Annotated in this window: 45 protein-coding genes; all 45 read right to left on the bottom strand. The window is 46.6% G+C overall.

Annotation, left to right across the window (positions count from 1 at the left end):
* Window positions 1-23: 23 nt before the first annotated feature.
* Window positions 24-467, bottom strand: a complete 444-nt coding sequence (locus tag BUC50_RS09105; RefSeq protein WP_013048070.1) for an OmpH/Skp family outer membrane protein — start codon at window positions 465-467, stop codon at window positions 24-26.
* Between the two features lie 148 nt (window positions 468-615).
* Complete coding sequence (locus BUC50_RS09110) at window positions 616-1101, bottom strand: ComF family protein (RefSeq protein ID WP_148211315.1); 486 nt, start codon at window positions 1099-1101, stop codon at window positions 616-618.
* Between the two features lie 154 nt (window positions 1102-1255).
* Entirely contained in the window at window positions 1256-1681 is a 426-nt protein-coding gene (locus BUC50_RS09115; RefSeq protein ID WP_013048068.1) for a GNAT family N-acetyltransferase, read from the bottom strand.
* Window positions 1665-1886, bottom strand: coding sequence for a hypothetical protein (locus BUC50_RS09120; protein WP_013048067.1), 222 nt, complete (start codon window positions 1884-1886; stop codon window positions 1665-1667). Before BUC50_RS09120 ends, BUC50_RS09115 begins: the two co-directional genes overlap by 17 nt.
* Before the next feature lie 3 nt (window positions 1887-1889).
* On the bottom strand, window positions 1890-3074 hold the full coding sequence (locus BUC50_RS09125) for a DUF3084 family protein (RefSeq protein ID WP_013048066.1): 1185 nt from the start codon (window positions 3072-3074) through the stop codon (window positions 1890-1892).
* 138 nt (window positions 3075-3212) lie between these two features.
* Window positions 3213-3518 (bottom strand): YkgJ family cysteine cluster protein, encoded by a 306-nt coding sequence (locus tag BUC50_RS09680; RefSeq protein WP_353743432.1) that lies wholly within the window; start codon window positions 3516-3518, stop codon window positions 3213-3215.
* The gene (locus tag BUC50_RS09135; RefSeq protein ID WP_286677366.1) at window positions 3502-3651 is read right to left on the bottom strand and encodes a YkgJ family cysteine cluster protein; all 150 of its coding nucleotides are present in this window, start codon (window positions 3649-3651) and stop codon (window positions 3502-3504) included. Before BUC50_RS09135 ends, BUC50_RS09680 begins: the two co-directional genes overlap by 17 nt.
* A gap of 6 nt (window positions 3652-3657) precedes the next feature.
* Entirely contained in the window at window positions 3658-4707 is a 1050-nt protein-coding gene (locus tag BUC50_RS09140; RefSeq protein ID WP_013048063.1) for a rod shape-determining protein, read from the bottom strand.
* A gap of 59 nt (window positions 4708-4766) precedes the next feature.
* Window positions 4767-5582, bottom strand: a complete 816-nt coding sequence (truA, locus tag BUC50_RS09145) for a tRNA pseudouridine(38-40) synthase TruA (RefSeq protein ID WP_013048062.1) — start codon at window positions 5580-5582, stop codon at window positions 4767-4769.
* Complete coding sequence (locus tag BUC50_RS09150; RefSeq protein WP_013048061.1) at window positions 5582-6394, bottom strand: energy-coupling factor transporter transmembrane component T family protein; 813 nt, start codon at window positions 6392-6394, stop codon at window positions 5582-5584. Before BUC50_RS09150 ends, truA begins: the two co-directional genes overlap by 1 nt.
* A complete protein-coding gene (locus tag BUC50_RS09155; protein ID WP_013048060.1) occupies window positions 6391-7236 on the bottom strand; it encodes an ATP-binding cassette domain-containing protein in 846 nt (281 codons plus the stop codon). The genes BUC50_RS09150 and BUC50_RS09155 overlap by 4 nt, the downstream gene beginning before the upstream one ends.
* Window positions 7221-8054 carry an energy-coupling factor transporter ATPase gene (locus tag BUC50_RS09160; RefSeq protein ID WP_013048059.1) on the bottom strand — a complete coding sequence of 278 codons (834 nt, stop codon included), beginning with the start codon at window positions 8052-8054 and terminating at the stop codon, window positions 7221-7223. The genes BUC50_RS09155 and BUC50_RS09160 overlap by 16 nt, the downstream gene beginning before the upstream one ends.
* A gap of 2 nt (window positions 8055-8056) precedes the next feature.
* The gene (gene rplQ / locus BUC50_RS09165) at window positions 8057-8410 is read right to left on the bottom strand and encodes a 50S ribosomal protein L17 (protein ID WP_013048058.1); all 354 of its coding nucleotides are present in this window, start codon (window positions 8408-8410) and stop codon (window positions 8057-8059) included.
* Between the two features lie 4 nt (window positions 8411-8414).
* Window positions 8415-9413, bottom strand: coding sequence for a DNA-directed RNA polymerase subunit alpha (locus tag BUC50_RS09170; RefSeq protein WP_041459324.1), 999 nt, complete (start codon window positions 9411-9413; stop codon window positions 8415-8417).
* Between the two features lie 33 nt (window positions 9414-9446).
* A complete protein-coding gene (rpsD, locus tag BUC50_RS09175) occupies window positions 9447-10076 on the bottom strand; it encodes a 30S ribosomal protein S4 (RefSeq protein WP_013048056.1) in 630 nt (209 codons plus the stop codon).
* Window positions 10077-10108: 32 nt separating this feature from the next.
* Entirely contained in the window at window positions 10109-10501 is a 393-nt protein-coding gene (gene rpsK / locus BUC50_RS09180; protein WP_013048055.1) for a 30S ribosomal protein S11, read from the bottom strand.
* A 35-nt stretch (window positions 10502-10536) separates the two neighbouring features.
* Window positions 10537-10914: a 30S ribosomal protein S13 gene (gene rpsM, locus BUC50_RS09185; protein WP_013048054.1), complete on the bottom strand. Its 378-nt coding sequence runs from the start codon at window positions 10912-10914 to the stop codon at window positions 10537-10539.
* Between the two features lie 7 nt (window positions 10915-10921).
* Window positions 10922-11047 (bottom strand): 50S ribosomal protein L36, encoded by a 126-nt coding sequence (rpmJ, locus tag BUC50_RS09190; RefSeq protein WP_013048053.1) that lies wholly within the window; start codon window positions 11045-11047, stop codon window positions 10922-10924.
* Window positions 11048-11166: 119 nt separating this feature from the next.
* Complete coding sequence (infA, locus tag BUC50_RS09195) at window positions 11167-11388, bottom strand: translation initiation factor IF-1 (protein WP_013048052.1); 222 nt, start codon at window positions 11386-11388, stop codon at window positions 11167-11169.
* Window positions 11389-11423: 35 nt separating this feature from the next.
* Window positions 11424-11711, bottom strand: a complete 288-nt coding sequence (locus BUC50_RS09200; RefSeq protein WP_041459519.1) for a KOW domain-containing RNA-binding protein — start codon at window positions 11709-11711, stop codon at window positions 11424-11426.
* On the bottom strand, window positions 11702-12478 hold the full coding sequence (gene map, locus BUC50_RS09205) for a type I methionyl aminopeptidase (RefSeq protein WP_013048050.1): 777 nt from the start codon (window positions 12476-12478) through the stop codon (window positions 11702-11704). The genes BUC50_RS09200 and map overlap by 10 nt, the downstream gene beginning before the upstream one ends.
* A complete protein-coding gene (locus BUC50_RS09210) occupies window positions 12475-13131 on the bottom strand; it encodes an adenylate kinase (protein ID WP_013048049.1) in 657 nt (218 codons plus the stop codon). Before BUC50_RS09210 ends, map begins: the two co-directional genes overlap by 4 nt.
* A 16-nt stretch (window positions 13132-13147) precedes the next feature.
* Entirely contained in the window at window positions 13148-14446 is a 1299-nt protein-coding gene (gene secY / locus BUC50_RS09215; protein ID WP_013048048.1) for a preprotein translocase subunit SecY, read from the bottom strand.
* Window positions 14447-14893: a 50S ribosomal protein L15 gene (gene rplO / locus BUC50_RS09220; protein WP_013048047.1), complete on the bottom strand. Its 447-nt coding sequence runs from the start codon at window positions 14891-14893 to the stop codon at window positions 14447-14449.
* 12 nt (window positions 14894-14905) lie between these two features.
* The gene (gene rpmD / locus BUC50_RS09225) at window positions 14906-15091 is read right to left on the bottom strand and encodes a 50S ribosomal protein L30 (protein WP_013048046.1); all 186 of its coding nucleotides are present in this window, start codon (window positions 15089-15091) and stop codon (window positions 14906-14908) included.
* Between the two features lie 15 nt (window positions 15092-15106).
* Window positions 15107-15619: a 30S ribosomal protein S5 gene (rpsE, locus tag BUC50_RS09230; protein ID WP_013048045.1), complete on the bottom strand. Its 513-nt coding sequence runs from the start codon at window positions 15617-15619 to the stop codon at window positions 15107-15109.
* Between the two features lie 15 nt (window positions 15620-15634).
* Complete coding sequence (gene rplR / locus BUC50_RS09235; RefSeq protein ID WP_448807493.1) at window positions 15635-15979, bottom strand: 50S ribosomal protein L18; 345 nt, start codon at window positions 15977-15979, stop codon at window positions 15635-15637.
* 39 nt (window positions 15980-16018) lie between these two features.
* A complete protein-coding gene (gene rplF, locus BUC50_RS09240; protein ID WP_013048043.1) occupies window positions 16019-16558 on the bottom strand; it encodes a 50S ribosomal protein L6 in 540 nt (179 codons plus the stop codon).
* 18 nt (window positions 16559-16576) lie between these two features.
* The gene (gene rpsH, locus BUC50_RS09245) at window positions 16577-16981 is read right to left on the bottom strand and encodes a 30S ribosomal protein S8 (RefSeq protein ID WP_013048042.1); all 405 of its coding nucleotides are present in this window, start codon (window positions 16979-16981) and stop codon (window positions 16577-16579) included.
* Between the two features lie 29 nt (window positions 16982-17010).
* Window positions 17011-17196: a type Z 30S ribosomal protein S14 gene (locus BUC50_RS09250; protein WP_013048041.1), complete on the bottom strand. Its 186-nt coding sequence runs from the start codon at window positions 17194-17196 to the stop codon at window positions 17011-17013.
* 19 nt (window positions 17197-17215) lie between these two features.
* A complete protein-coding gene (rplE, locus tag BUC50_RS09255; RefSeq protein ID WP_013048040.1) occupies window positions 17216-17761 on the bottom strand; it encodes a 50S ribosomal protein L5 in 546 nt (181 codons plus the stop codon).
* Between the two features lie 12 nt (window positions 17762-17773).
* The gene (gene rplX / locus BUC50_RS09260; RefSeq protein WP_013048039.1) at window positions 17774-18100 is read right to left on the bottom strand and encodes a 50S ribosomal protein L24; all 327 of its coding nucleotides are present in this window, start codon (window positions 18098-18100) and stop codon (window positions 17774-17776) included.
* A gap of 15 nt (window positions 18101-18115) precedes the next feature.
* Window positions 18116-18484: a 50S ribosomal protein L14 gene (rplN, locus tag BUC50_RS09265; RefSeq protein WP_013048038.1), complete on the bottom strand. Its 369-nt coding sequence runs from the start codon at window positions 18482-18484 to the stop codon at window positions 18116-18118.
* 3 nt (window positions 18485-18487) lie between these two features.
* Complete coding sequence (rpsQ, locus tag BUC50_RS09270; RefSeq protein WP_013048037.1) at window positions 18488-18787, bottom strand: 30S ribosomal protein S17; 300 nt, start codon at window positions 18785-18787, stop codon at window positions 18488-18490.
* A gap of 6 nt (window positions 18788-18793) precedes the next feature.
* A complete protein-coding gene (rpmC, locus tag BUC50_RS09275) occupies window positions 18794-19006 on the bottom strand; it encodes a 50S ribosomal protein L29 (RefSeq protein ID WP_213700902.1) in 213 nt (70 codons plus the stop codon).
* A 2-nt stretch (window positions 19007-19008) separates the two neighbouring features.
* Entirely contained in the window at window positions 19009-19431 is a 423-nt protein-coding gene (gene rplP, locus BUC50_RS09280; protein WP_013048035.1) for a 50S ribosomal protein L16, read from the bottom strand.
* A gap of 6 nt (window positions 19432-19437) precedes the next feature.
* Window positions 19438-20103 (bottom strand): 30S ribosomal protein S3, encoded by a 666-nt coding sequence (gene rpsC / locus BUC50_RS09285; RefSeq protein ID WP_013048034.1) that lies wholly within the window; start codon window positions 20101-20103, stop codon window positions 19438-19440.
* Window positions 20104-20116: 13 nt separating this feature from the next.
* Complete coding sequence (rplV, locus tag BUC50_RS09290) at window positions 20117-20449, bottom strand: 50S ribosomal protein L22 (RefSeq protein ID WP_013048033.1); 333 nt, start codon at window positions 20447-20449, stop codon at window positions 20117-20119.
* A gap of 15 nt (window positions 20450-20464) precedes the next feature.
* A complete protein-coding gene (gene rpsS / locus BUC50_RS09295) occupies window positions 20465-20746 on the bottom strand; it encodes a 30S ribosomal protein S19 (RefSeq protein ID WP_013048032.1) in 282 nt (93 codons plus the stop codon).
* 17 nt (window positions 20747-20763) lie between these two features.
* On the bottom strand, window positions 20764-21591 hold the full coding sequence (gene rplB, locus BUC50_RS09300; RefSeq protein WP_013048031.1) for a 50S ribosomal protein L2: 828 nt from the start codon (window positions 21589-21591) through the stop codon (window positions 20764-20766).
* Window positions 21592-21610: 19 nt separating this feature from the next.
* A complete protein-coding gene (rplW, locus tag BUC50_RS09305) occupies window positions 21611-21907 on the bottom strand; it encodes a 50S ribosomal protein L23 (protein ID WP_013048030.1) in 297 nt (98 codons plus the stop codon).
* Entirely contained in the window at window positions 21904-22527 is a 624-nt protein-coding gene (rplD, locus tag BUC50_RS09310) for a 50S ribosomal protein L4 (RefSeq protein WP_013048029.1), read from the bottom strand. Before rplD ends, rplW begins: the two co-directional genes overlap by 4 nt.
* A gap of 29 nt (window positions 22528-22556) precedes the next feature.
* Window positions 22557-23183 carry a 50S ribosomal protein L3 gene (gene rplC / locus BUC50_RS09315; protein ID WP_013048028.1) on the bottom strand — a complete coding sequence of 209 codons (627 nt, stop codon included), beginning with the start codon at window positions 23181-23183 and terminating at the stop codon, window positions 22557-22559.
* Window positions 23184-23213: 30 nt separating this feature from the next.
* Complete coding sequence (rpsJ, locus tag BUC50_RS09320) at window positions 23214-23519, bottom strand: 30S ribosomal protein S10 (RefSeq protein ID WP_013048027.1); 306 nt, start codon at window positions 23517-23519, stop codon at window positions 23214-23216.
* A 25-nt stretch (window positions 23520-23544) separates the two neighbouring features.
* The coding region (locus tag BUC50_RS09325) for an EF-Tu C-terminal domain-related protein (RefSeq protein ID WP_273311842.1) at window positions 23545-23648 on the bottom strand (104 nt) is incomplete at its 5' end.

The following is a 23648-nucleotide window of genomic DNA, read 5'->3' on the forward strand; positions in this document are numbered from 1 at the left end:
AGTTCCTAACTTATTAATTCAACCTACTTGGTTGCTGCGGTCTTCTTGAGCTCTTGAATAACATCGTCAGTAATATCTATGCCCCCAAAGTAAACTGCGCTTTTCTCAATAACAACAGTAATCCCCTTGACCTTTGCCACAGTTCTTACTGCTATTTGAGATTCTTTGAAGAGAGGCTCCATTAAACGTTGCTCTTCCGTGGCAAGCTCTCTACGTTTCGTCTGGTAAATTTCCATTTTTTTGTTCTGATCTGTTTCTTTGTCTACGGCGGCCTTCATTTCGTTCTCTTTTGTCTGGCTGATCACCTTCAGCTGCTGGGTGACACTTTCAAATTTTGGGTGCTGGAAAACGATCTTCTGTGAGTCGATCACACCAATTTTTTCTTCAGCCATGGAACACCCTGCAACCATGACCACTGCCAAAACGGCAAGAGAAACTATAAAGACCAGTTTTTTCGAAACTATCATTCAATGACCTCCTCCAAGACGGGAAAAGTTACTCACCTTGGCAAATTGTAACGTTGAAAAAGCAAGAAGTCCAGGTGAAAATACTGATTCTGGATTCTATTTAATCAAACTAACCAGTTAAGCTGCCAAAACATGCCAGCTCTATATATTAGCGATAATAACGAAGGGATGTCGACCACGTTATAGCTTTTTTTACAGAGATGGAGTGTTCACTCAGTGTACAGGCTGCCCGCCGCAAAGTTGTGCCAGTAGTACTCACATCGTCTATCAAAACTACTGCTCGTACCTGCTGGCGGCCTCTTCTCACTCCCTTAAAAACAAGAGCATTCTCCGCCATTAACCGCCGTTCTATAGAACTATAAGAAGTCTGAAAGCCAGCCTTCGGATTCCAGACAAGCAACTCCACTACTGGCACTCGCCATTCCATGGCTATCCCTTTTGCTATGAGTTTCGCCTGATTCCACGGACGCCGGCTCTGTTTATGAAGAGGGATGGGCACAAGGGCATCACAGTCAACAGGTGGCAGGACCTTTGCCAGGGCTTGACCCATTACAACACCTAACTGACCATATCCCCTATACTTCAAACGGAGAACAAGATCCCTGCACGTATCGTGATGAGTGGATCCAGACATGAGAGTTAGATCTCCGCCTAGCTCACGTATTATGGGATTATGAATAAGATTTTCAAGACAGGAGAGACAACCTGTTGAAGCGATCCTTCCACAAACAGGACATTCTACAGGCCATAAAAAATGCTCTACCCACCTCTTGAGGTTTCTCCCCAGGCTAAGAATATTCAATGGGGCGCCGTAAAAGCATAAGGGCTCCTTCTTTGCGCTCAAAACCATACTGAGTGAGGAAAGGTTCAAGTTCACTCGTGTAGGTAATAATAAGGGGGATGGCACGAATCGCAGGATGGGTAAGAGCATAATTGATGAGTGCAGAACCGATGCCTTTCCCCTGAAAATCAGGATGGACCATTATATCCCACAAGGAGCCGCGAAAAATAAAATCTGTCAATATACGGCAAAAGGCTATCAGTTTCTCTTCATGCCGTACTGAAAAACACATAGTGGTTCCCTCAAGCATCCGCTCTATGTCCTCAAGAGAACGGCTTTTACCCCACAAGGTAAAACGATAGAGTTCTCTGAGCTCTGATGAAGTCACCGCCTTCTTGCTATCATAAAAAGCATAATCAAGCTTTGTTTTCATGAGATTCTGTCACCTTTGGAAAGGACATTCCGTGAACTATTTTTCTTAGATCACTCTTTCTTGCGTCAGCTGAAACCTGGAGCTGCACAACCTGACCAGTCCCGCATCTAGGGCAAATCCACATGGCACGGGCAATGCCATCTACGTCTGGGGTTCCCGCTAGAACTTTTGTTTCTCCACATATCTGACACGCCACAATAAGCATAAATTATTCCCCCTGTAACCTATCTCCCAAGGGCACTACTTCAAATTTTATTTTCACTGGCCCTTCAGTGTAAATATCTTCTGCCACAACTACAACAACTTCCACTTCCTGCCGAGTTTCCTGAAGTATTTCTACAGTCTCAAAGAAGTGTGTGGCATCCATAGCGCCAATTTTTCCACTTGCAGGATCAGGCATTATCCCCTCGGTCACAGCCCGTTGGTTTAACTCTGCGAGAAGGTCGTGTAAAAAAGACTCTGCATCAGCTGCATCAGCTGCATCAGGCTGCCATAGTCGGGAAGCGACCACTTTTCCTTTCTGATAGACAAGCTTGCTGTCATGGACCTCATATCTGACTCGGACATCTTCACCAAGCAAAGCATTTGAACCGGCCAGAATTCTTATAAATTTACGCTCTAAAGCATTGACACACTCTTGTATTTTAGTTCTTTCCACTTTCAAATCAACATCAAGAATAATAGTATCAGCAGATATGCCTGTTCGAAGGGACACCATAAGCTCGGCCCTCCGTCGCAGGCTCTCAAAAATGGCCTCCACCTCTTTTTGAGAACTTCCAGGTGGAACCACCTGCTGTCCAAGAAGCTCTCCGGCAAAAACGGCTATCCTGCCACTTCGCACCTGAACCAGACCTTCCCGAAGATGGTCGGCTTCCTGACGGAGACGGGATACTTCCTGGTCAAGCTTGACCTTCTCTTTTTTTAAGGAGTCTTTTTCTCCTTTCAAGCCAGTCAGCTCTTTTTGAGCCTTTTCGAGTTCAGGTTGAACCTTGGCAAGCTGACCCTGTATTTCGCGGAGCTTCTTTTCCTGTTCTTCCAGTTTACTTTGACTTTCCATCAGGCGAATTGACGCAAGCTGTGCTTCATCCCGACTTTCCTGCAGCTCTGCCGTAAGATTGATAATCTGACTCTGTAGAAACTTCATAGAGAAGAGAGCTGTCCGTACATTTTCTGATACAACTGACATGGTGAGCAATATCCCCACTGAAATAACCACTCCTGTGAAAGCAGTAATTATCTGACTTGTGTGGCGGGGACGCAAACCAAAAAGGGAAATGCGCTTTTTCCCTATACGCATCCCCACGCGGTCTCCAAAATAAGCTAAAATGGCGCTCACCATGAGAAGAGTAATGATGAGTTTCCAGTTCATATCAGACCATATCTGGGCCTGCACACTTCTTCCTCCATTTCAATAATGATAATAATCTGGTTGAGTATTTCAACGTCACCTCTTACAGTTGAAGTTGGAGCTAGTCTTTTTATAACATGAAATGGAGATCGCCACATAGGACAATCCTCATTTTCAGCAAAACTACAGAGATGGGATTGAAGCGGGAAACTGTCTGAGCAGGCTTTCAATCTCTAAAGCAGTAAATAAATGCCCCTCGTTCATTCCTGGACAAAGAGTCGCTGCGCGATCCCAGCTTTCCTTTGTTGCCAAAATAGAAGGCCAAAAAGGGAAAAGAGAACACTGTGAAGGTCTTACGGGATAAATTGAGCATCTTGCCCCTTCTCGGTTATAAAAAATACAGTCTCCTCCACACTTCTCTTTTAGGCTTAAAGGTCCCCATCGTCTTGTTTCATAACTATTCCTAAAAACTTCAACAGATAAATTCAGTCAGCCACGCTGCTATAATTATTTCTTCTTCTTCGGAAACCCAGATTGCGCCAGGTTCTCCTCTACAGCATCGACCACACCCCAAACAGGCAAAATGAAGGCCATCACTCCACCAAATCTGTGGATTATCCATCTTCCCCTAACGCGCTTTCTTTCGCCCTTTGCGGGAGGATGTCATGAGAATGCCACTTCGCCCAGTGGTCTTAAGCTTGTCTATTTCAGCCAGTGCCTTACCTGTTCCAAGGGCAACACTCTCCATGGGATCATCAGCGCAAAAACAGTTAATACCTGTCTGTTCCGTAATAAGCTCAGGAAGACCACGGAGGAGGGATCCACCGCCGGTTAAGACTATTCCACCATCTATAATATCAGCTGAAAGTTCTGGAGGCGTTATTTCAAGCACATTTCTGACGCCGTCAACAAGTGTCTGGATCATTTCCCCAATAGCCTGGCTTACCGCAGTACTGCTTATTTCTATCTGCCGAGGCAACCCCTGAACGAGATCTCTGCCTTTAAGAACCATGGACATTTCCTCATCCTGCTGGCCACAAGTACCAATCATAATTTTCAAATTTTCAGCTGTCTGTTCCCCTATGGCAAGGCTATAGTGTTTTCTAAGATAACGCATAATAGCTTCATCAAATTTATCCCCGCCAATGCGCAGGGATTTTGAAACTACGATGCCTCCTAAAGAAATAACAGCAATGTCACTTGTTCCCCCTCCGATATCTACGATCATTTTGCCTCTGGGTTCTTCCACGTTGAGGTTAGCGCCAATTGCGGCAGCCATAGGTTCTTCAATTAAGAAGGCAGACCTCGCTCCAACTTCTACTGCTGCTTCCAGCACCGCCCGTCTTTCAACATCTGTCGCCCCTGAAGGGACACAGATCATCACTCTATTTCTAAAGAAACGTCGAAAACCTTTATTGATCCTCTTCATAAAATACTGAAGCATGGCTTCTGTCATGGAATAATCCGCAATAACCCCGTCTCGAAGGGGTCGCACTGAAATAACATTTCCTGGTGTTCGTCCCACCATATTTTTGGCCTCGTTCCCAACTGCAAGAATTTTACCGTTTTCAAGGTCAATCGCTACAACAGACGGTTCTCGCAGCACTATACCCTTGTTTTTAACGTAAATAATGACTGTAGCTGTTCCCAGGTCTATGCCTATATCGCTTCCAAACACGAACGTAGCCTCCTTATCAGAAAAACATTCCCACTCTCAGGAAAATATTATATGTGTTTCTACGCAAAATCAGAAGGGATTAATACGTCTGTTATCTCCCTTTCTCGTATTTCCGGAATAGTAAGAAAGCAATGGGCATTATAGCAGACCTTCCAAAAATAAAGCCCATGGGCTGGAGCCGTCATTCCTGCATAAGTGCGATCCTTTTTTTCGTCATCAAGAAGTTCCTTTATCCACTCCGGATCATTTTTCCCTTTACCAACAAGATCAAGACTTCCAACTATTGATCGTACCATATTCATAAGAAAAGAATTGCCTCTCACTGTAATTACAGAAAGATGTCCGCTCCTTAGATATTTTATGCGTAAAATTGTGCGAACTGTATCTTCAGGGCACTCCTTGATCGGACAGAATGCTTTAAAATTATGGGTTCCCTCTAAGTATTCGCACGCCTTCTTTACTGCAGTTTTGTCCCATTGCCAACGATTCCACCACGCTCTTTGTGCCAGGTAGGGGGGGAAAGCTGGACCATGCCAAATATAATAGCGGTATTCCCGCCACAAGGCACAGAACCTCGCGCTAAAACTCTCTTCTACTGGGAAAACTCCCATTATACGCACAGTTTCAGGCAAATAGAAATTAATGGCGAGGACGAGTCTTCTTGGTTCCCAAAAGGAAGGTAGAGAGAAAGAAATAACTTGCCCTCTTGAATGGACTCCCCCATCAGTTCTGCCAGCTGCGACAATGGGGATAGAAGTTGCGCAAAGTTTGGACAAGGCTTCTTCCAGGCTTTGTTGGACACTGGCTACTCCTAGTTGCCTCTGCCACCCGCAAAAAGCTGTCCCATCGTAGGATACAACTGCTGCATAACGCATTAGAGAATTACCATACGATCAACATAGATAAGAAGGGATAAAGAGAAAACGAGAAGAAGCAAAGCTACAGTATCGCGCCTTTTCCAGAGAAGCGGATTTAGACGAGTACGCCCATTACCACCTCTGTAGCACCTGGCCTCCATGGCCGTGGCAAGATCCTCCGCCCTTTGAAAAACTATAACAAAAAGAGGAACAAGAACGGGGAGCATAGCGCGTAAACGCTGCCAGAGATTTCCTTTATCAAGGTTTGCTCCACGGGCTAACTGTGCCTTCATTATACGATCTGTTTCATCAAGAAGAGTGGGAATAAAACGAAGGGCTATGGTCATCATCATTGCCAGTTCGTGGGCAGGAAAACCCATAGGGGCCAAAGGTGAAAATAGTTTTTCTAACCCATCGGCCAACTCCATTGGGCTTGTTGTTAGAGTTAGAAAACTAGCAAAGAGGACAAGAAACAACAGTCGGAGGCCCATGTAGACACCCATTCGAAAACCCTCTTTTGTAACAGTAATAATGCCCCATTGAAAAATGGGTGTCCCCTTGGTAAAAAAAAGATGAATCACTGCTGTAAAAACGACAAGTATCACCACAGGCCGCGCAGAACGAAGAACAAGAGAAAGAGGCAGCCTGGATAAATAATTGATGAGCAGAAGCAAAAGCCCCCAAACACCGAAGGCTAGAGGGTGTTTTACAAGGAAAATCCCTGTCAAAAGAAATATAGTTCCTATAATTTTGCATCGAGGGTCAATAGCATGGATAATAGATTGAGCTGGAACGTATTGTCCAAAGGTGAGGTGATTCATAAACTTCATGACAATCTCACCTGCTTTTTCAAAGACTCAAAAAGGTCGTAATGACTCCATGTCAAGGGAACTGCCCAGCCCTTTTGCTCAAGACACATAGCTAGTTCAAGGACTTCTGGCATACGAAGGCCCCTTATTGCCCCACGGCTCAATTCCTCTATTATTTTGCCTGGAGCACCTTGCACTACTTCCCGCCCTCCTTCAAGCACCAAAATGGAGTCGCTGGACATAAGCGCTGTTTCAAGATCGTGAGTTACAAAGATAATGCCTCTCCCCTTCTTCTTCTGTTTTGACAGTAATTTAATAAGGTCCTTACGGCCAGTCGCATCAAGACCGGCTGTCGGCTCATCAAGAACCAGGTAAGCAGGTTCAGCGGCAAGAACAGAAGCCAGCGCAATTCGTCGTTTTTCTCCTCCTGATAGTTGAAATGGATTCCTGTCAAGAAAATCTAATGGGATACCTACCTCTAATAAGGTTTCATTAACTACTTTTTCCAAATCTTCTTCTGAGACACCCCAATTTCTTGGAGCAAAAGCTACTTCGTCAAAAACAGTTTCAGCAAATAGCTGCTGTTCCGGGTATTGAAAGACAAGGCCCACAAGTCGTCTGATCTTCCGCAAATCCTGGCTTTTGGGGCGAGAAACGAAGCCTTCCACGATAACCTCGCCTTTTTCAGGAACGATCAAAGCGTTAAGGTGTTGTGCCAAAGTAGATTTTCCACTACCGGTATGGCCAACTATGGAGAGCCATTGCCCCTTTTCTGTTGTTAGGTTAATCCCTTCTAAGGCCACTGTTTCAAGCGGCGTAGAAGGGTGATATGTATGGGTGAGATTTTTTATAATAATTGACATAAAGCCTTTTGTACTCCATCCACTGTTGCAGGCGTTTTTTCAGAGATCAGCCGCTCTGCAACCAGCATTTGCCATAATTCAATAAAAGGCGGACATTCCAAACCCCATTCATTGAGTTTTTCTGTGTGGCGAAAAAGTTCTGAAATGGTGCCATCCCATTGAACTTTCCCACTTTTTAAAACAAGCGCTCTATCACAATGAACTGTTTCTTCAAGGCGATGAGTAATGTAAATTATCGTTCTACCCTGAGCATGAAGTGTTTTTAACACGTCAAGCAGGTCTCGACGCCCTTGTGGATCAAGCATGGCTGTAGGTTCATCAAGCACAAGGCACGGAGGGTCTAAGGCTAATGCCCCCGCCACAGCCAATCGCTGTTTTTCACCGCCAGAAAGAGAATACGTTGGATTTTGCATCTTATGGGACAGCCCTGTCACAGAAAGAGCCCAGTCCACACGCTGTCGAATTTCGAGAGGAGAAAGTCCTATGTTTTCTGGTCCAAAGGCAGTATCGTCCTCCACGACAGTCCCTACTATCTGATTGTCGGGATTTTGAAAAACCATGGCCACGTGGCTTCGAATCGCCCATAGATTTTTCTCTTCACGAGTATCCATGCCATAAACAAAACAAGCGCCCTGCGAAGGAAGCAGCAGGGCGTTCAAATGTTTGGCAAGCGTTGATTTACCTGAACCATTGCTGCCCAATAGTGCCAGCCATTCCCCTTCCCTGACCTGAAAGCTCACCTGGTCAAGTGCAGAACTGTCCGCTTCAGGGTAGGAAAAACCTACACCCTGAAGCGTACAGACTATCTTTGGGGTCATTGCTATTCAACCAGCTCTATAATTGCCATAGGCGAGCCATCGCCGAGGCGGGGGCCGGTCTTAATTATTCTCGTGTAACCACCTGGGCGATTGGCATATCGTTTTGCCAAATCTTCAAATAGTTTTATAGAAGCTTCCTTATGCCCAAGACGAGCACGTATAATACGACGGTCGTGAACTGAGCCGCCCTTGGCCCTTGTAATAAATTTTTCGGCTACACGGCGAAGTTCCTTCGCCCGGGTCACCGTTGTGGTAAGGCTTCCTTCTATAAAAAGACTCGCTGCCAAATTTGAGAGCATCGCTCTGCGATGACTTCCATAACGGCCAAGCCTTCTATGATCCATACGGTGTCTCATGGAACTAGTCCTCCTTTACTGCTTTCTCTTCGCTTTTCTCTGTGCTGAGGCGAAGTCCCTGCTTCTCAAGTCTTTCCTCTATCTCACGGAGAGATATCTTTCCGAGGTTACGGATTTTAAGCAGGTCGTCCCGTGTACGCGTTAGAAGATCACCGATAGTGTGTATACCTCCGCGAAGAAGACAGTTCTCACTCCGTATGGAAAGCTCAAGCTCCCTCACAGGCCGAGAAAGAAGGTCATCTTCTTCTTTGGCAGCTTCTGCAGCCTCTGCCGCAGCCTCATCCGCTGAAAGAGCTGCCTCTTCTTCATCAATCCCCTCAAGAGGGTGTAACTTATCGACATCCTCTACGATAAACCCGAAGTATGAGCGGATAATCTTCGCCGCTTCTCCTACAGCAACATCCGGCGCAATAACGCCATTTGTAGTTACATCTAAAACGAGTCGTTCATAGTCAGTACGCTGTCCTACTCTGGCAGCTTCTACGTCGTAATGCACTTTCAGCACTGGAGAGTAAATCGCATCGATCAAAAGGGCATCCGCGGGAAGGTAAGCAGGTCGCGGTCGATCAATAGTGGCATACCCAACTCCCTGTTCTATATAAAGGTCCATCGATAATTGTGCTCCATCTTCCAGTACGCATACTGGCGCGTCAGGATCAATAAACTCAATTTCGCTATCGGGCTGAATATCTGCCGCAACAACCTGTTTGGGTCCTTCCGCTTCCAAGTGCAACACTTTAACATCCTTGCTGTATGAATGCACTGGGATGTGTTTAAGATTCAGCATCAGTTCGATTACGTCCTCACGCACACCGGGAATAGTACTGAACTCATGTAGAACGCCATCAACACGGACTGAAGTAATGGCTGCCCCCTTCACAGAGGAAAGCAACACGCGACGGAGAGCGTTACCCAGCGTTACACCATATCCTCTTTCAAGGGGCTCTACAATAACTTTCCCAAAGGTCGAGCTACACTCCTCAATTCGGATCTCAGGCCGCATTAGTTCCACTTTGTCCAACACCTTTCACGCCTACTATCTGGCATAGAACTCAACAACGAGCTGCTCGTTGACGGGAACATCTATCTGTTCGCGCATTGGTATGGAAAGCACTTTCGCTTCCATCCGCTCGCTATTAACCTCCAGCCATTCCGGAATCATTCTCGATGCCGCTACTTCTGCATTTTCGCGAATTATGGCGACTTCCTTGCTATTTTCAGCAACAGCTACAACCGCACCGGCACGAATTAAGTAGCTTGGCACGTCCACTTTACGCCCGTCTACTGTGAAATGGCCATGAAGCACCAACTGCCTAGCCTGGCTTCTGCTTGTAGCCAGCCCCATACGGTAAACAATGTTGTCAAGGCGACGCTCAAGCAACTGAAGAAAATTATGTCCTGTTACTCCAGACATTCTGGAAGCTTCGCCAAACATGCGTCGGAACTGGCCTTCATTCATACCATAAAAACGGCGCAATTTCTGTTTTTCACGAAGTCGAAGGCCATACTCGCTCATTTTAGCGCGAGGTCTGCCTCTCCTCTGTTTATTCTTAGTTTCTCCCCGTGTTATCGCGCATTTTTCTGTAAAGCAACGATCTCCTTTTAAAAAGAGTTTTACTCCTTCAGCCTTACAGAGACGGCATACGGGTCCTGTATATCTGCTCATTAGGTGTTTTTCGCCTCCTTATAGGGGTGAAATTAAACTCTGCGACGCTTCGGCGGCCTGCAGCCGTTGTGCGGAATAGGCGTCGCATCTTTGATCATGTTTACCTGGAGTCCCGCTGCCTGCAGTGAACGAATAGCAGATTCGCGGCCAGGTCCGGGCCCTTTAACAATTACGTCGATCTCCTTCACCCCGTGGTCCTGTGCAGTCTTGGCTGCCTGCTGAGCCGCAATTTGCGCTGCGAAGGGTGTAGATTTTCTAGTGCCTTTAAAACCTACATTACCGCCAGAAGCCCAGGATAGAATGTTTCCGCCTTTATCTGTGATGCTCACAATAGTGTTATTAAAGGTAGAAAAAATGTGAGCGACCCCATAGTTTACATTCTTTTTTTCTCTTTTTTTTCCTCTACGCTGTGTACGTTTGGCCACGTCCGTCAGCCTCCTTGATGTTCAATCTTTGCTTCTTACTTCCCGGCCTGTTTCTTCCCAGCTACGGTACGGCGTGGCCCTTTCCGTGTACGAGCGTTCGTTTTGGTCTTTTGACCACGAACAGGAAGCCCCAGCCTATGACGAAGTCCTCTGTAGCAACCAATATCCATTAACCGCTTAATATTCATGGTTACTTCGCGGCGCAGGTCTCCCTCTACCTTGTAATGCTCCTGTATTTCTTTACGTATTCTCTGAGCTTCTTCTTCTGTGAGATCCTTTACTCGCGTATCAGGATTAATACCCGTAGCAGCCAGAATCAAATGAGATGTAGGAAGTCCAATTCCATAAATATATGTAAGCGCTATTTCAACCCGCTTTTCGCGCGGTAGATCTACACCAGCAATTCGGGCCATGTGCTCGTTACCTCCTTGCACCCTGTCTCTGTTTGTGGCGCGGATTTTTGCTGCAAATGATCCGGACCACTCCTTTTCGCCGTATTACACGGCAATGCTCGCATATCGGTTTAACCGATGGTTTGACTTTCATTTCTTCCACGCTCCTCCGAGAAAACCTTTACCCGATCTTTATCGACATTCCGGGTATCTCTCGACCTATCTATTTAATGCTTTTACCAGCCGCGGTTAAGCATAAGGGCAGAACACAAGTTATTTATATCTATACACTATTCGTCCTCGTGTCAAGTCATAAGGTGAAATTTCTACGAGAACTTTGTCTCCTGGCAGAATTCGAATAAAGTGCATCCTCATTTTTCCTGAAACATGAGCTAAAATCTTGTGCCCATTTTCCAATTCCACCCTAAACATGGCATTCGGAAGCGGTTCTATGACTGTTCCCCTAACTTCAATGACATCGTCCTTATTCGCCATACGGTTTTGTCAACCTCCCTGCTTCTGACTACTGTTCATTTTTCCCTTACATGGGATAAAAGATACTGTAAGCGTCCTTTGTCCAATTCTTCTCCTCGGGCGATCCTCTGTGCAACTTCTTCAATAACCCATCGTGTTCCTTGAAGGTGTAAAGGATTCTTGGCTTTCGGTTTGGACACCGGAAATTTATCGCCATCTGAAACAAATATTCTGTTATCTTCAGGTTGGATCTTTACGACCACATACCATTTCCCAGCATCTTTCCCTTTCCTTGATAGCACTACCTGACCTATTTGAAACAGACTTCCTCCGATCAGGCCCATTTCCAAGGAGTAAGTACCTCAGCCCCATCTTTTGTGATGAGAACGGATCTTTCAAAATGAGCAGCGTCAGAACCATCGGCAGTAAGAACTACCCATCGATCTGAACCTACAATTGTATCTTCTGCTCCCGACATTACCATAGGCTCTATTGCTATAGTCATACCAGCCTTAAGTGTCACTCCTCTGCCTGGATGTCCAAAATTTGGCACTTGCGGCGGTTCGTGCAAGTGCATTCCTAAACCATGTCCCGTATAATCCCGCACCAGACCAAATCCATTCCCGATAACATAAGACTCTACAGCATGTCCTATATCACCAATGGTATTACCATCTTTTGCTTCTGCTATAGCTCTATTCAGGCTTTCAAGGGTCACATCGATGAGCCTCTGTCTCTCGCGGCTTATTCTACCTACCGGGTAGGTGCAGGCTGCATCGCCATAATATCCGCCATAACAGGTTCCTACATCGATACTGATAATATCTCCTTCTTCAAGATAACGGTCTTGAGAAGGAATGCCATGAACTATCTCATTATTTATAGATGCGCACACAGCTCCAGGGAAAGCAATAGGTATTCCTGGAACGCGATATCCCTTGAAAGCCGGAGTGGCACCCTCCCTTGAAATAAGATCTTCAGCGGCTTTATCTATATAAGCCGTCGTAATGCCGGGCCTAACTATCTCTGCGATAAGGTCAAGTACATCTGCTACGATCTGTCCAGCCTTTCGCATATATTGAAGATCCTTTTCCTTCTTCAAGGTAATCATTCAGCTACCTTCTCTTGAACCAATGCTTCTATTTCTGCCATTACACTTGAGCTGGACGTTCCGGCATTCACCTTTCTCAGAAGCCCCTTCTCGTCGTAATAAGAGATAAGTGGAGCTGTCTGGTCATGATAAACTTTGAGACGACTTCTAATAACTGTTTCTTTATCGTCATCCCGCTGGAAAAGTTCCCCTCCGCATTTCTCACAGCGCATCCCCTGTGAAGACGGTTTAAATGTAACATGGTAAATCTCTCCACATTGGCGGCACATACGACGTCCACAGAGCCTTTTTACAACCACTTCGTCATCCACGTCAAGCAATATAACAGCATCAAGAGAGAGATTCATTGTTGCAAGCAATTGATCTAGAGCTTCTGCCTGGGGGACGGTTCGCGGAAATCCATCAAGGAGAAAACCCTTTTCACAGTCTTTCTCTTTCAAGCGCTCTCCCATCATTCCAACGATAATCTCATCCGGCACAAGTTTTCCTCCATTCATGAATTCTTGTGCCTGGCAACCAAGCTTTGTCTTTTCCTTGACATTTTGACGAAGTATATCCCCAGTAGAGATATGAGCAACTTTGTATTTTGTTTTGATTTCTGCCGCCTGAGTTCCTTTGCCCGCCCCAGGTGGCCCTAACAATATAACTCGCATTTTCTCTTCCCCCTCCTTAGAATCGGAGGAAGCCTCCGCCTTTGGAATCACGGCGTTTCAAAATACCTTCATAGTGCCGCATCAGAAGCTGACCTTCGATCTGATGTACGGTGTCTAATGCTACACCTACAACGATAAGAACAGCAGTCCCTCCAAAGTAAAAGCTCGTAATCCCCATGAGATTTGTCATTAATGTGGGAAGAAGAGCGATAATGGCGAGAAATACTGCTCCGCCCAGCGTAATTCTTGACATAACCTTCTCAATAAATTCCGACGTAGGACGTCCAGGACGTATCCCCAAAATGAATCCGCCGTACTTCTTCATATTATTGGCGATGTCAGCAGGATTAAAAACTACTGCCGTGTAAAAGTATGCAAAGAAAATTATAAGCGAAATGTAAAGAACTATGTATACGACACTGCCCGGTTCAAACATTTTTTGTACCATTGTCGCAATATTGCCAGTAAAGAAACGGGCAATGGAATAAGGGAAAAGAAGAACTGACGATGCGAAAATTATTGGCATAACGCCAGCCTGATTCACCTTTAAAGGAATAAAGGTGCTCTGCCCCCCGTAGACCTTGTTCCCGACAACACGCTTTGCATACTGCACTGGCAGTCGTCGCTGACCTTCCTGAAGCAAAATACATCCTGCAATAACAACAAACATGAGTCCTATAGCAAGGATGAGTACAAGAATATTCATTTCGCCAAGACGCAGCATCTGCCAGCTTCTGAGAATAGCCTCTGGAATACGAGCAACTATACCTGCAAAAATAAGCAAAGAAATGCCGTTGCCTATTCCATGATCCGTAATTTCTTCACCCAACCACATAACAGTAACAGCACCAGCAGTTACTGTTAAAACAACGATCAATCCGGCAAAAAGGCCGCCACTGAAAATACCAAGTCGTCCTAGCCAAAAAGTCATGCCAACCGCCTGAATGCCGGCAAAAAGAATTGTACCCCAACGAGTAAACTGTATTATCTTCTTTCGTCCATCTTCGCTTTCTTTCTGCATCTTTTCAAGTGCAGGGAAAACAACTACAAGAAGCTGAAAAACGATGCTCGAGTTAATGTAGGGGGTAACGCCGAGGGCGAAAATGCCAAATCGCCTCAGCGCACCACCTGCAAATATATCAAGGAACCCGAGCACACCAGCGCCCTGCTCAAATAATCGCGCCATTGCAGCAGTATCAATACCCGGCGTGGGAATATGGGCGCCGAGACGGAAAATAAAAAGAACTCCAAGCGTAAATAGTATCCGTCTTTTTAGATCTGGCAGCTTAAAGGCATCCCTGAAAGAATCAAGCACTTATATCACCTCAGCCTTCCCCCCCGCAGCTACAATTTTTTCAGCTGCTTGGGCACTGAAGGCCTGGGCTTTAATCGTCAGGCCCTGGGAAATTTCTCCTCTCGCGAGAATTTTTACAGGAGTCGTCAAGTTTTGAATAAGACCCGCCTTGTAGAACTCCTCAACTCCCACAACTGAGCCATTTTCAAAACGATCAGCTATCTCCTCAAGATTGATTATCTGATAGTTTTTAGCAAACCGTGCATTATTAAATCCACGCTTAGGAACTCGACGTGTAATGGGCATCTGACCGCCTTCGAAACCAGGGCGTACTCCGCCTCCGGCTCTTGACTTCTGGCCTTTATTTCCTTTTCCAGCTGTTTTGCCAGTGCCGCTGCCATGCCCCTGTCCCAAGCGCTTTGCTTTACGCCGTGAACCACTTGCAGGTCGAAGATCATGTAAATTCATGGTGTGCCCCTCCTAGTCTTCAACAACAGTCCACTCTACAAGGTGGTGGACTTGGTTAATCATACCGCGAATTTGGGGGACATCCTCGTACTCTACTGTCTGGTGCAGTTTTCTGAGTCCGAGAGCTTTAATAGTCTTCTTGTGACGAGCCTGCTGTCCAATCGCACTTCTAACCCATGTTATGCGAAGTTTAGCCATAGAACCGACCCCTCCTTATTCTGCCTCTATCTGAGCGGTTTCTAGCCCTCTCAGACGCATAATTTCGTCGGGCGTCCTCATCTCGCGCAAAGCTTCAAGCGTTGCCCACGCAATATTGACAGGATTGGCAGTTCTCCCAATAACTTTGGTCAGCACATCTTTCACGCCGCCGAGCTCCATAATTGCCCGGACAACTCCGCCTGCGATAACTCCCGTACCGGGAGCAGCCGGCTTTAAAAGAACATGAGCCGCACCAAAGTGCCCATCAATCGGATGAGGGATCGTTGTTCCAACTTTTTTTAATTCCTGAAGATTTTTTGTCGCTTTATCTATGCCTTTCCTAACGGCTTCAGAAATTTCCTTCGCTTTGCCCATCCCAACGCCAACATACTGTTCGCCGTCACCTACAACAACAAGTACACTGAATTTAAAGCGTTTTCCGCCCTTTACGACCTTGCTTACTCTGTTGATGGCAACTACGCGTTCGCTGAGCTCTAAGCCTTTAGCGTCAACACGTTTCATGGTCATCCTCGGTCCTCCCTTTTAAAACTTCAGGCCTGCTTCACGGGCCGCATCTGCAAGGGCTTTGACCTTTCCGTGGTACATATGTCCCCCACGGTCAAATACCACTGTCGAAATCCCTTTTTCAAGGGCGCGTTCCGCAACAAGCTTGCCTACGGCTACAGCCGCTCCGATATTGCAGGTTCCTGCCGAAAGGGTGTCCCTGAGGCTTTTGTCGAGAGTAGAAGCCGAGACAAGGGTATGCCCTGCCATATCATCAACAATCTGAACGTAAATATGGCTTAGACTGTGATAAACGGCCATTCTTGGACGCTCCGGTGTTCCGGAAACATTTTTCCTGAGTCTCCGGTGCCGGATGATACGCATATCATTTCTGCTTTTCGTTTTCATCAACGTCACCTCAGGTTACTTGGCACTGGCTTTGCCGGCCTTACGGATAATATATTCACCAGCATAGCGGATACCTTTCCCTTTATAGGGCTCTGGGCTTCTGAACTCACGAATGATCGCCGCTACCTGACCTACAAGCTGTCGATCGATACCCTTAACTGAAATCTTTATCGGACTTTCAGTCGCAATTTCTACACCTTTCGGTGGCTCATATTCGATAGGGTTTGAATACCCGACATTAAGAATTAGCTTGCTCCCCTGCATTTGAGCACGGTAACCAACTCCAACGATTTCAAGGTTTTTTACAAAGCCCTCGGTAACACCTGTTACCATATTGGCAATAAGGGCTCGCACCATTCCATGAAAGGCCCTCGTCTGTTTCTCGTCATTTTCTCGTTCAACTACGATACCACTATCTTCAACAGAAACAGTGATACCTGGCACAAGATCCGAACACAGCTCGCCTTTTGGCCCCTTCACAATAACCTTGTCGTCTTTTATTGTGACCGTAGCTCCCTTGGCGAGGGGAATTGGTTTACGTCCTATGCGTGACATAAAATCTCCCTCCCTCGCTTACCAAACGTAGCAAACAACCTCGCCGCCAAGACCTAGCTGAGAAGCCTCAGTGTCGGTCTTTAAGCCCTGGGAAGTGGAAATAACTGCTATTCCAAGTCCACCCATGACTTTCGGGAGATTATCTTTGCCAACATAGATCCTTCGCCCCGGTTTGCTGATTCTGCGAAGTCCCTGAATAACCCGCTCCTTATTGGGACCGTAGTTCAAGAAAACACGCACTACAGCGTAAGGCTTTTTAGGATCGTTGATTACCTTATAATTTCGGATATATCCCTCTTCTTTAAGAATTTTAGCAATGCTAAGCTTTACATTGCTGTGAGGGACATCTACGCTTTCGTGGTAAACCACGTTGGCGTTCCGTATCCTTGTCAGCATATCAGCTATTGGATCGGTTACGTACATTCCTGTGACCCCCTTATGTTCACTCTCGCCTACCAGCTAGACTTAACGACACCGGGGATCTTCCCCTCCCGTGCCAGTTTGCGGAAGCAGCAGCGGCACATATCGAACGCACGCATATAAGAGTGAACACGTCCGCAAAGCGGGCATCTGTTATACTTCCGCACCTTAAACTTTGGGGGCTGTTTAGCTTTGTATTCCATTGCTTTACGAGCCATTTCTCTTTCCCCCTTATCTTTAACGGCTGCTGAAAGGCATGCCGAGCTCTTTCAGCAGGGCAAACGCCTCTTCATCCGTTTTCGCGGTTGTTACGATAGACACATTCATTCCGCGAGTTCGAATAACATCGTCGTAGTCAACTTCCGGGAAGATAAGCTGTTCCCTCAACCCGAGGTTGTAATTGCCTCGTCCATCAAAACCTTTACGAGAAACACCCTGAAAGTCCTTAATGGTCGGCAATGCCAATGAGATAAGGCGATCTAAAAACTCCCACATCCGGGCTCCCCGGAGTGTTACCTTACATCCTACTGGCATACCCTGTCGAAGTTTAAATCCAGCAATGGACTTCTTCGCCCTTTTCATAAGGGGCTGCTGGCCAGTTATTGCACGAAGTTCAGCTATTGCGGAGTCCATATACTTCGTGTCGGTCTTAGCTTCGCCAACACCTACATTGACTACAACTTTGACTATACGTGGAACCTCCATCACATTGGAGTAACTAAACTCCTCCTTCAAATGAGGCACCACTTCGTTCTTATATTTATCAATAAAACGAGGATTCATCGTCGTGCCTCCTTATACCTTATCCACAATTTCGCCGCATTCTTTACAAACTCTTACCTTCTGCCCGCTTTCCAAGTAGGCACGGCCAACACGCGTAGCTTTTCCACAGGCTGGGCAAACAAGCATAACCTTTGCGGCGTAAAGAGGAGCTTCCTGTTTCACAATTCCAGCCTGGGGATTCTTTTGAGAAGGTTTTACATGGCGAGTAACCATATTAACTCCTTCTACAACAACTTTCCCTTCTTTAGGAATATTACGAAGGACCTTCCCTTCCTTTCCCTTGTCTTTGCCGGAAATGACTTTTACAAAGTCTCCTTTTTTCACTCTTATCTTGCTCATTATGGCACTGCCCCCTTAGACAACTTCAGGAGCCAGAGACAGTATTCTCATATACTTCTTGGCTCGGAGCTCTCTTCCAACAGGGCCAAAGATACGCGTCCCTTTAGGATCTCCATTGTTGTCAATTATTACAGCTGCGTTATCGTCAAAACGGACATAAGAACCGTCAGAACGGCGCAACTCCTTCTTAGTACGGACAATGACAGCTTTCACAACAGAACCCTTGGCGATATTGCTATTTGGGATAGCTTCTTTGACGGAAGCAACAATAACGTCTCCGATGGTTCCATAGCGCCGTCCGCTTCCGCCTAGAACCTGAATACACATCAGGCTTTTCGCACCAGAGTTATCTGCTACATTAAGAACTGTTCTAAGCTGAATCATGACCTATTCCTCCTCGGCCAATTCGTCAGCGGCTCTATCAAATACTGGAGCTCTTTGAATTACCTTCTCAAGAATCCAGCACTTTCTGCGACTCACAGGTCGAGTTTCAGCGATACTCACTAAATCCCCAATACGGCATGTGTTTTCTGGGTCATGAGCCATATATTTTGTAGCCTTGACTATTCTTTTCCCATAAAGAGGATGAATGTCATGGCGAATTACACGGACAACAATAGTCTTGTCCATCTTTTCGCTGACAACGGTGCCGACCCGTCTTTTACGATGGGGAGTACGTGCCTCCATCAGTCGTTACCTCCTTCCAGCAGCGCTTTCTGCCTGCTGTTTCTCTCGCACTACCGTCAGTACTCTAGCAATGGTTTTCTTAACAGCCTGAATCCGGCTAGTATTCTGAAGCTGCCCTATTGCATTCTGAAAACGAAGATTGAATAGCTCTTCTTTGTACTGACGATGTTTCTCTTGAAGCTCTTCTAGGGTTAAATCTCGCAAACTCTTCGCATCCATATCTATTCACCACCCAGACCTTCGCGGGCAACAATTTTGACTTTGACAGGGAGCTTATGAGATGCCGTTCTGAATGCTTCTTCCACGACTTCCCGCGACACCCCCGCCACTTCAAAGAGAATCCGCCCGCGTTTGACAGGGGCTACCCAGAACTCAGGAGTTCCCTTTCCTTTACCCATACGGGTTTCAAGAGGTTTTTTGGTAAAAGGATGATCTGGAAAAATGCGAATCCAGATTTTTCCACCTTTTTTCATCTTTCTCGAAATTGCAACTCGAGTAGCCTCTATCTGGCGAGCTGTGATCCAAGCGCAATCCTGTGCCTGAAGTCCATAGTCTCCAAAGGCTACAGTTGCCCCGCCCTTGGCCATTCCACGAAGAGGTCTTCGAAAGGGTTTCCGGTATTTAACTCGTTTTGGCATAAGCATTTCGGATTACCCCCTCTTCCTGGATGGTCTTGGCTGCGCAGGTCTTTCATTTTCTTTGTCTCTGAAAATCCAGACCTTCACACCAATTATGCCGTACATGGTCTTGGCTTCATAGAAACCATAATCAATATCAGCTCGAATGGTGGAAAGGGGAAGCTGCCCTTCGTTGTACCATTCTGTCCGAGCAATCTCCGCACCGCCAAGCCGACCAGCACACTGAACCTTAATACCTTTTGCCCCAGCTTTCATGGCACGGAAAATGGCCTGCTTCATTGCCCTTCTAAAGCTGACTCTACGCTCCAGCGCCGAGCTAACGCTCTCTGAAACAAGCTGAGCCACCAAGTCGGGATTCTTTATTTCCTGAACATTTATCATTATCTTCGATCCGGTCTGCTTCTGAAGCTCGTCTTTTACTACCTGTATCTCAGATCCGCCTCGACCGATTACTACACCAGGCCGGGAGGTCCAAATTGAAAAGCGAATAACATTACCAACGCGCTCAATGTCAACCCTGGATATACCGGCATGAGCCCATCTATCCATGATCCATTTTCTAAGCTTGAGATCCTCATGAAGTTTCTTGGCATAATCCTTGCCATTGGCATACCACTTGGATTCCCACTCTGTTACTACACCTAATCTATAACCTACTGGGTGAACTTTCTGTCCCACGAGTTCCCCCTCCTTAACGTTCCGCAACGATGATCGTTACGTGGCTGGTACGGTGCTGATAGGGATGGGCCCTCCCCATTGATACGGGGCGGAAACGTTTCATTCTTGGTCCCTGATCTGCCGTAGCTTTAACCACCCGCAGCTTGTCAGTATCCATGCCGTAATTGTGCTCGGCGTTAGCTACTGCACTCTGCAGAACCTTGCTGACAATCCCTGCAGCCTTCTGAGGGCTGTACTTGAGGATCATCATCGCCTCGTCTACCTTTTTACCTCTAATAAGAGGAAGAATGCGTCTCACTTTATAAGGTGAAATCCGCACCTGTTTGGCAAGGGCTCTTGCTTCCATAACCGACACTCCCCCTTACCTTATCCTCGAAGAGCGTTCCTGACCCGCATGTCGCGCTGACTTGCGAGTGGGAGCAAACTCTCCAAGCTTATGTCCTACCATGTTCTCACTTACATAAATGGGAACATGAATTCTACCATTATGTACCGCTATAGTGTGACCAATCATCGCCGGAACGATCGTTGAACGTCGAGACCAAGTTTTCAATACCTTCTTATTCCCTGAAACGTTCATTTCCTCTATCCTGCGAAGAAGTTTAAGGTCAACATAGGGCCCTTTCTTTGTTGAACGAGCCATATCAGTCCCTCCTAACGCTACTTCGCATACCGGCGGCGAACAATGAGCCTATCAGAAGGCTTGTTCTTCCGGGTACGATAACCTTTTGCCAGTGTTCCCCACGGAGAAACAGGATGCTTGTGAGATTTACTCCGTCCTTCTCCACCGCCGAGGGGGTGATCAACTGGGTTCATAACTACACCGCGAACTTTAGGCCTTCTGCCTAACAGGCGAGTTTTGCCCGCTTTACCGAGAGAGATATTCTCATGTTCCACATTGCCAACCTGTCCTACTGTTGCCATACATTCATTCAACACAAGACGAAGTTCTCCGCTCGGCATTCTAATATAGGCATACTTGCCCTCTTTCGCCATAAGCTGCGCTGAAGTTCCGGCAGATCGTACGGCCTTTCCACCGCAACCTGGCTCTAGCTCAATATTATGAACAACTGTACCAACCGGCATATCTTTAAGTTTCAATGCGTTGCCTGGTTTAATGTCAGACTCTGGCCCTGCGACAACCATATCTCCAACACTAAGGTCAGCAGGCGCCAGTATATAGCGTTTCTCACCATCTAAATAGTGAATAAGCGCAATACGGGCAGAGCGGTTAGGGTCATATTCAATGGCCGCAACTTTTCCCGGAACTCCAATCTTGTCGCGCTTGAAGTCGATAATTCGATAGAGTCGCTTCATTCCACCGCCACGATGGCGCATGGTTATACGACCGAGGTTGTTCCGTCCGCCAGCTTTTTTTAATGCTGTAGTCAGGGCGCGCTCAGGCTCGCTTTTTGTAACTTCATCAAAAGATTGGCTTGACATGGCGCGGCGGCCTGGCGTATAGGGTTTGAACTCTTTTATAGACATTCTTCTCGTCTCCCCCCCACTAAATGCTCGCGCCCTCAAAGAACTCGATACGTTCGCCTTCTGCAAGGCTTACGATCGCTTTCTTCCAAGAACGAGTTTTTCCAAGAAATACTCCCATTCTTTTGGGCTTAGCGTTTACCTTCATAACATGTACGTTCGTAACTTTAACCTTAAAGATTTCTTCTATAGCCTCTCTCACCTGGATCTTGTTGGCACCCTGATGTACTTCAAAAGTATATTTATTATGCTCCATCATCCGGCTGCTCTTCTCAGTAATAATTGGTCTTATTATGATGTCATGAGCAAGGAGTTTCATATGGAGTACACCTCCTCGATCCGGGCTACTGCTTCCTGCGTCAAAATTAGGTTCTGATAGTTCAAAAGATCATATACATTGATATTGCCCACATTGATGGCCCTTGCGTCTGGAATGTTTCTCACAGACTTTGAAACTGCGTCATTAGGCTCGTGAAGAACGATCAATGGCTTCTTTACACCCATCTTGTCGATAAAACCAAGCATCTCTTTTGTAGATGGAGTATCAAGATCAATGTGATCAACCACGGTCAAAAGATTGTCTCTGACTTTAAGAGACAGGGCACTTCTCAACGCAAGACGGCGAACCTTTTTATTAACCTTCTGGCTATAGTCTCGAGGGCTAGGCCCGTGAGCTACTCCTCCACCAACCCAGATCGGTGATCTCGTACTGCCGTGACGAGCACGACCAGTATGTTTCTGGCGCCAAGGCTTTCTTCCACCGCCTCTTACCTCTCCTCTTCCTTTGCAGCTATGGGTTCCCTGGCGAAGATTCGCCAGCTGAGCTACAACAACCTGGTGCATGGCCGGTACGTGGATCGGCGCAGCAAACACAGAGTCGGAAAGCTGGAGGTCACTTACCTGTTCACCCTGAAAACTAACAAGCTTTACGGTAGGCATAATCGTTCTGCCCTCCTTCTGTTCCCGACCTAATCCTGCTTAAAGACCGTAACGATGTCATTTTTAGCACCGGGAACGGCCCCTTTTACAAGCAGGAGATTGTTATCCGTATCGACTGCCACTACAGTAAGGTTCTTAACAGTGACACGCTCGCCGCCCATCCTGCCAGGCATAGCTTTCCCTTTAAAAATCTTTCCGGGATAGCTGCTGGCTCCACTCGAACCACCGTGACGGTGAGTCTTAGAAACTCCATGGGTCGCAAAAGTACCACCAAAGTTAAACCGTTTCATAACACCGGCAAAACCCTTCCCCTTACTCATACCTACCACATTGATTTTCTCGCCTTCCTCAAAAAGAGAAACAGTGATAGCCTGGCCTACTTCATAGCCCTTCACGTTGTCTAAGCGAAATTCCCTTAAGTAACGCTGAGGCTCTACGCTGGCCTTGTCAAATTGCCCTTTTACGGGCTTCGTGAGCTTGTGGGGCTTTATTTCGCCGAAACCAAGCTGTACGGCCGAATAGCCATTCTTTTCGGGAGTCTTCAGAGAGACCACAGGGCAAGGACCCGCTTGTATAACAGTTACAGGCACAGCTTGTCCAGCCTCGTTATATATCTGAGTCATCCCTAATTTACGCCCCAGTATTCCAATGCTCATCCACTTCCACTCCTTTCAGCTCAGAGCTTCCTACAGTTTGATCTGGATGTCCACCCCAGAAGGAAGGTTCAGCTGCATAAGCGCATCCATTGTCTTTTGTGTCGGATTGACGATGTCTATAAGGCGCTTATGAGTTCTCATTTCAAACTGCTCCCTCGCATCTTTGTCTTTGTGCGGGGATTTCAAGATTGTATATTTATTGATTTCAGTCGGCAAGGGAATAGGACCAGAAACCTTAGCCCCACTCCGCTCTGCTGTCTCAGCAATCTGAGAGGCCGAACTGTCCAATACCCTATGATCAAAGGCCTTCAGACGAATACGTATCTTTTTAGCCAAAATTCAACAACCCCCTTTTTTGGGGTTATGCAAGAATCTCGGTGACAACGCCAGCACCCACTGTGTGACCACCTTCACGGACTGCGAAACGAAGTCCCGCTTCCATGGCGATAGGTACAATAAGGTCAA

Origin of the sequence: Aminobacterium sp. EBM-42 (genome assembly GCF_001896635.1) — a bacterium.
GTDB lineage: Bacteria > Synergistota > Synergistia > Synergistales > Aminobacteriaceae > Aminobacterium > Aminobacterium colombiense.

What these genes read in the sequence shown, in the direction of transcription:
- BUC50_RS09110 (WP_148211315.1), bottom strand. Translation starts at nt 1,101, where the DNA reads ATGTCTGGATCCACTCATCACGATACGTGCAGGGATCTTGTTCTCCGT.
- BUC50_RS09155 (WP_013048060.1), bottom strand. Translation starts at nt 7,236, where the DNA reads ATGTCAATTATTATAAAAAATCTCACCCATACATATCACCCTTCTACG.
- rplN (WP_013048038.1), bottom strand. Translation starts at nt 18,484, where the DNA reads ATGATTCAGCTTAGAACAGTTCTTAATGTAGCAGATAACTCTGGTGCG.
- BUC50_RS09200 (WP_041459519.1), bottom strand. Translation starts at nt 11,711, where the DNA reads ATGGGCCTGATCGGAGGAAGTCTGTTTCAAATAGGTCAGGTAGTGCTA.
- rplE (WP_013048040.1), bottom strand. Translation starts at nt 17,761, where the DNA reads ATGAATCCTCGTTTTATTGATAAATATAAGAACGAAGTGGTGCCTCAT.
- rplW (WP_013048030.1), bottom strand. Translation starts at nt 21,907, where the DNA reads ATGAAACTCCTTGCTCATGACATCATAATAAGACCAATTATTACTGAG.
- BUC50_RS09120 (WP_013048067.1), bottom strand. Translation starts at nt 1,886, where the DNA reads ATGCTTATTGTGGCGTGTCAGATATGTGGAGAAACAAAAGTTCTAGCG.
- rpsS (WP_013048032.1), bottom strand. Translation starts at nt 20,746, where the DNA reads ATGGCTCGTTCAACAAAGAAAGGGCCCTATGTTGACCTTAAACTTCTT.
- rpmD (WP_013048046.1), bottom strand. Translation starts at nt 15,091, where the DNA reads ATGGCTAAACTTCGCATAACATGGGTTAGAAGTGCGATTGGACAGCAG.
- BUC50_RS09115 (WP_013048068.1), bottom strand. Translation starts at nt 1,681, where the DNA reads ATGAAAACAAAGCTTGATTATGCTTTTTATGATAGCAAGAAGGCGGTG.
- BUC50_RS09135 (WP_286677366.1), bottom strand. Translation starts at nt 3,651, where the DNA reads ATGGATAATCCACAGATTTGGTGGAGTGATGGCCTTCATTTTGCCTGT.
- BUC50_RS09160 (WP_013048059.1), bottom strand. Translation starts at nt 8,054, where the DNA reads ATGACCCCAAAGATAGTCTGTACGCTTCAGGGTGTAGGTTTTTCCTAC.
- BUC50_RS09170 (WP_041459324.1), bottom strand. Translation starts at nt 9,413, where the DNA reads ATGCGGCCTGAGATCCGAATTGAGGAGTGTAGCTCGACCTTTGGGAAA.
- rplP (WP_013048035.1), bottom strand. Translation starts at nt 19,431, where the DNA reads ATGCTTATGCCAAAACGAGTTAAATACCGGAAACCCTTTCGAAGACCT.
- BUC50_RS09250 (WP_013048041.1), bottom strand. Translation starts at nt 17,196, where the DNA reads ATGGCTCGTAAAGCAATGGAATACAAAGCTAAACAGCCCCCAAAGTTT.
- rpmC (WP_213700902.1), bottom strand. Translation starts at nt 19,006, where the DNA reads ATGGATGCGAAGAGTTTGCGAGATTTAACCCTAGAAGAGCTTCAAGAG.
- rplQ (WP_013048058.1), bottom strand. Translation starts at nt 8,410, where the DNA reads ATGAGACACCGTATGGATCATAGAAGGCTTGGCCGTTATGGAAGTCAT.
- rplV (WP_013048033.1), bottom strand. Translation starts at nt 20,449, where the DNA reads ATGGAAGCAAGAGCCCTTGCCAAACAGGTGCGGATTTCACCTTATAAA.
- rplD (WP_013048029.1), bottom strand. Translation starts at nt 22,527, where the DNA reads ATGCCTACCGTAAAGCTTGTTAGTTTTCAGGGTGAACAGGTAAGTGAC.
- rpsD (WP_013048056.1), bottom strand. Translation starts at nt 10,076, where the DNA reads ATGAGCAGATATACAGGACCCGTATGCCGTCTCTGTAAGGCTGAAGGA.
- rpsH (WP_013048042.1), bottom strand. Translation starts at nt 16,981, where the DNA reads ATGTACGTAACCGATCCAATAGCTGATATGCTGACAAGGATACGGAAC.
- rpsM (WP_013048054.1), bottom strand. Translation starts at nt 10,914, where the DNA reads ATGGCCCGAATTGCTGGTGTAGATCTACCGCGCGAAAAGCGGGTTGAA.
- map (WP_013048050.1), bottom strand. Translation starts at nt 12,478, where the DNA reads ATGATTACCTTGAAGAAGGAAAAGGATCTTCAATATATGCGAAAGGCT.
- rplX (WP_013048039.1), bottom strand. Translation starts at nt 18,100, where the DNA reads ATGAGCAAGATAAGAGTGAAAAAAGGAGACTTTGTAAAAGTCATTTCC.
- rpsQ (WP_013048037.1), bottom strand. Translation starts at nt 18,787, where the DNA reads ATGGAGGCACGTACTCCCCATCGTAAAAGACGGGTCGGCACCGTTGTC.
- rpsE (WP_013048045.1), bottom strand. Translation starts at nt 15,619, where the DNA reads ATGACCATGAAACGTGTTGACGCTAAAGGCTTAGAGCTCAGCGAACGC.
- infA (WP_013048052.1), bottom strand. Translation starts at nt 11,388, where the DNA reads ATGGCGAATAAGGACGATGTCATTGAAGTTAGGGGAACAGTCATAGAA.
- rpmJ (WP_013048053.1), bottom strand. Translation starts at nt 11,047, where the DNA reads ATGAAAGTCAAACCATCGGTTAAACCGATATGCGAGCATTGCCGTGTA.
- truA (WP_013048062.1), bottom strand. Translation starts at nt 5,582, where the DNA reads ATGCGTTATGCAGCAGTTGTATCCTACGATGGGACAGCTTTTTGCGGG.
- BUC50_RS09150 (WP_013048061.1), bottom strand. Translation starts at nt 6,394, where the DNA reads ATGAAGTTTATGAATCACCTCACCTTTGGACAATACGTTCCAGCTCAA.
- rplO (WP_013048047.1), bottom strand. Translation starts at nt 14,893, where the DNA reads ATGAATTTACATGATCTTCGACCTGCAAGTGGTTCACGGCGTAAAGCA.
- rplB (WP_013048031.1), bottom strand. Translation starts at nt 21,591, where the DNA reads ATGTCTATAAAAGAGTTCAAACCCTATACGCCAGGCCGCCGCGCCATG.
- BUC50_RS09105 (WP_013048070.1), bottom strand. Translation starts at nt 467, where the DNA reads ATGATAGTTTCGAAAAAACTGGTCTTTATAGTTTCTCTTGCCGTTTTG.
- rplR (WP_448807493.1), bottom strand. Translation starts at nt 15,979, where the DNA reads ATGCGTATCATCCGGCACCGGAGACTCAGGAAAAATGTTTCCGGAACA.
- rplF (WP_013048043.1), bottom strand. Translation starts at nt 16,558, where the DNA reads ATGTCACGCATAGGACGTAAACCAATTCCCCTCGCCAAGGGAGCTACG.
- BUC50_RS09210 (WP_013048049.1), bottom strand. Translation starts at nt 13,131, where the DNA reads ATGCGAGTTATATTGTTAGGGCCACCTGGGGCGGGCAAAGGAACTCAG.
- rplC (WP_013048028.1), bottom strand. Translation starts at nt 23,183, where the DNA reads ATGAGCATTGGAATACTGGGGCGTAAATTAGGGATGACTCAGATATAT.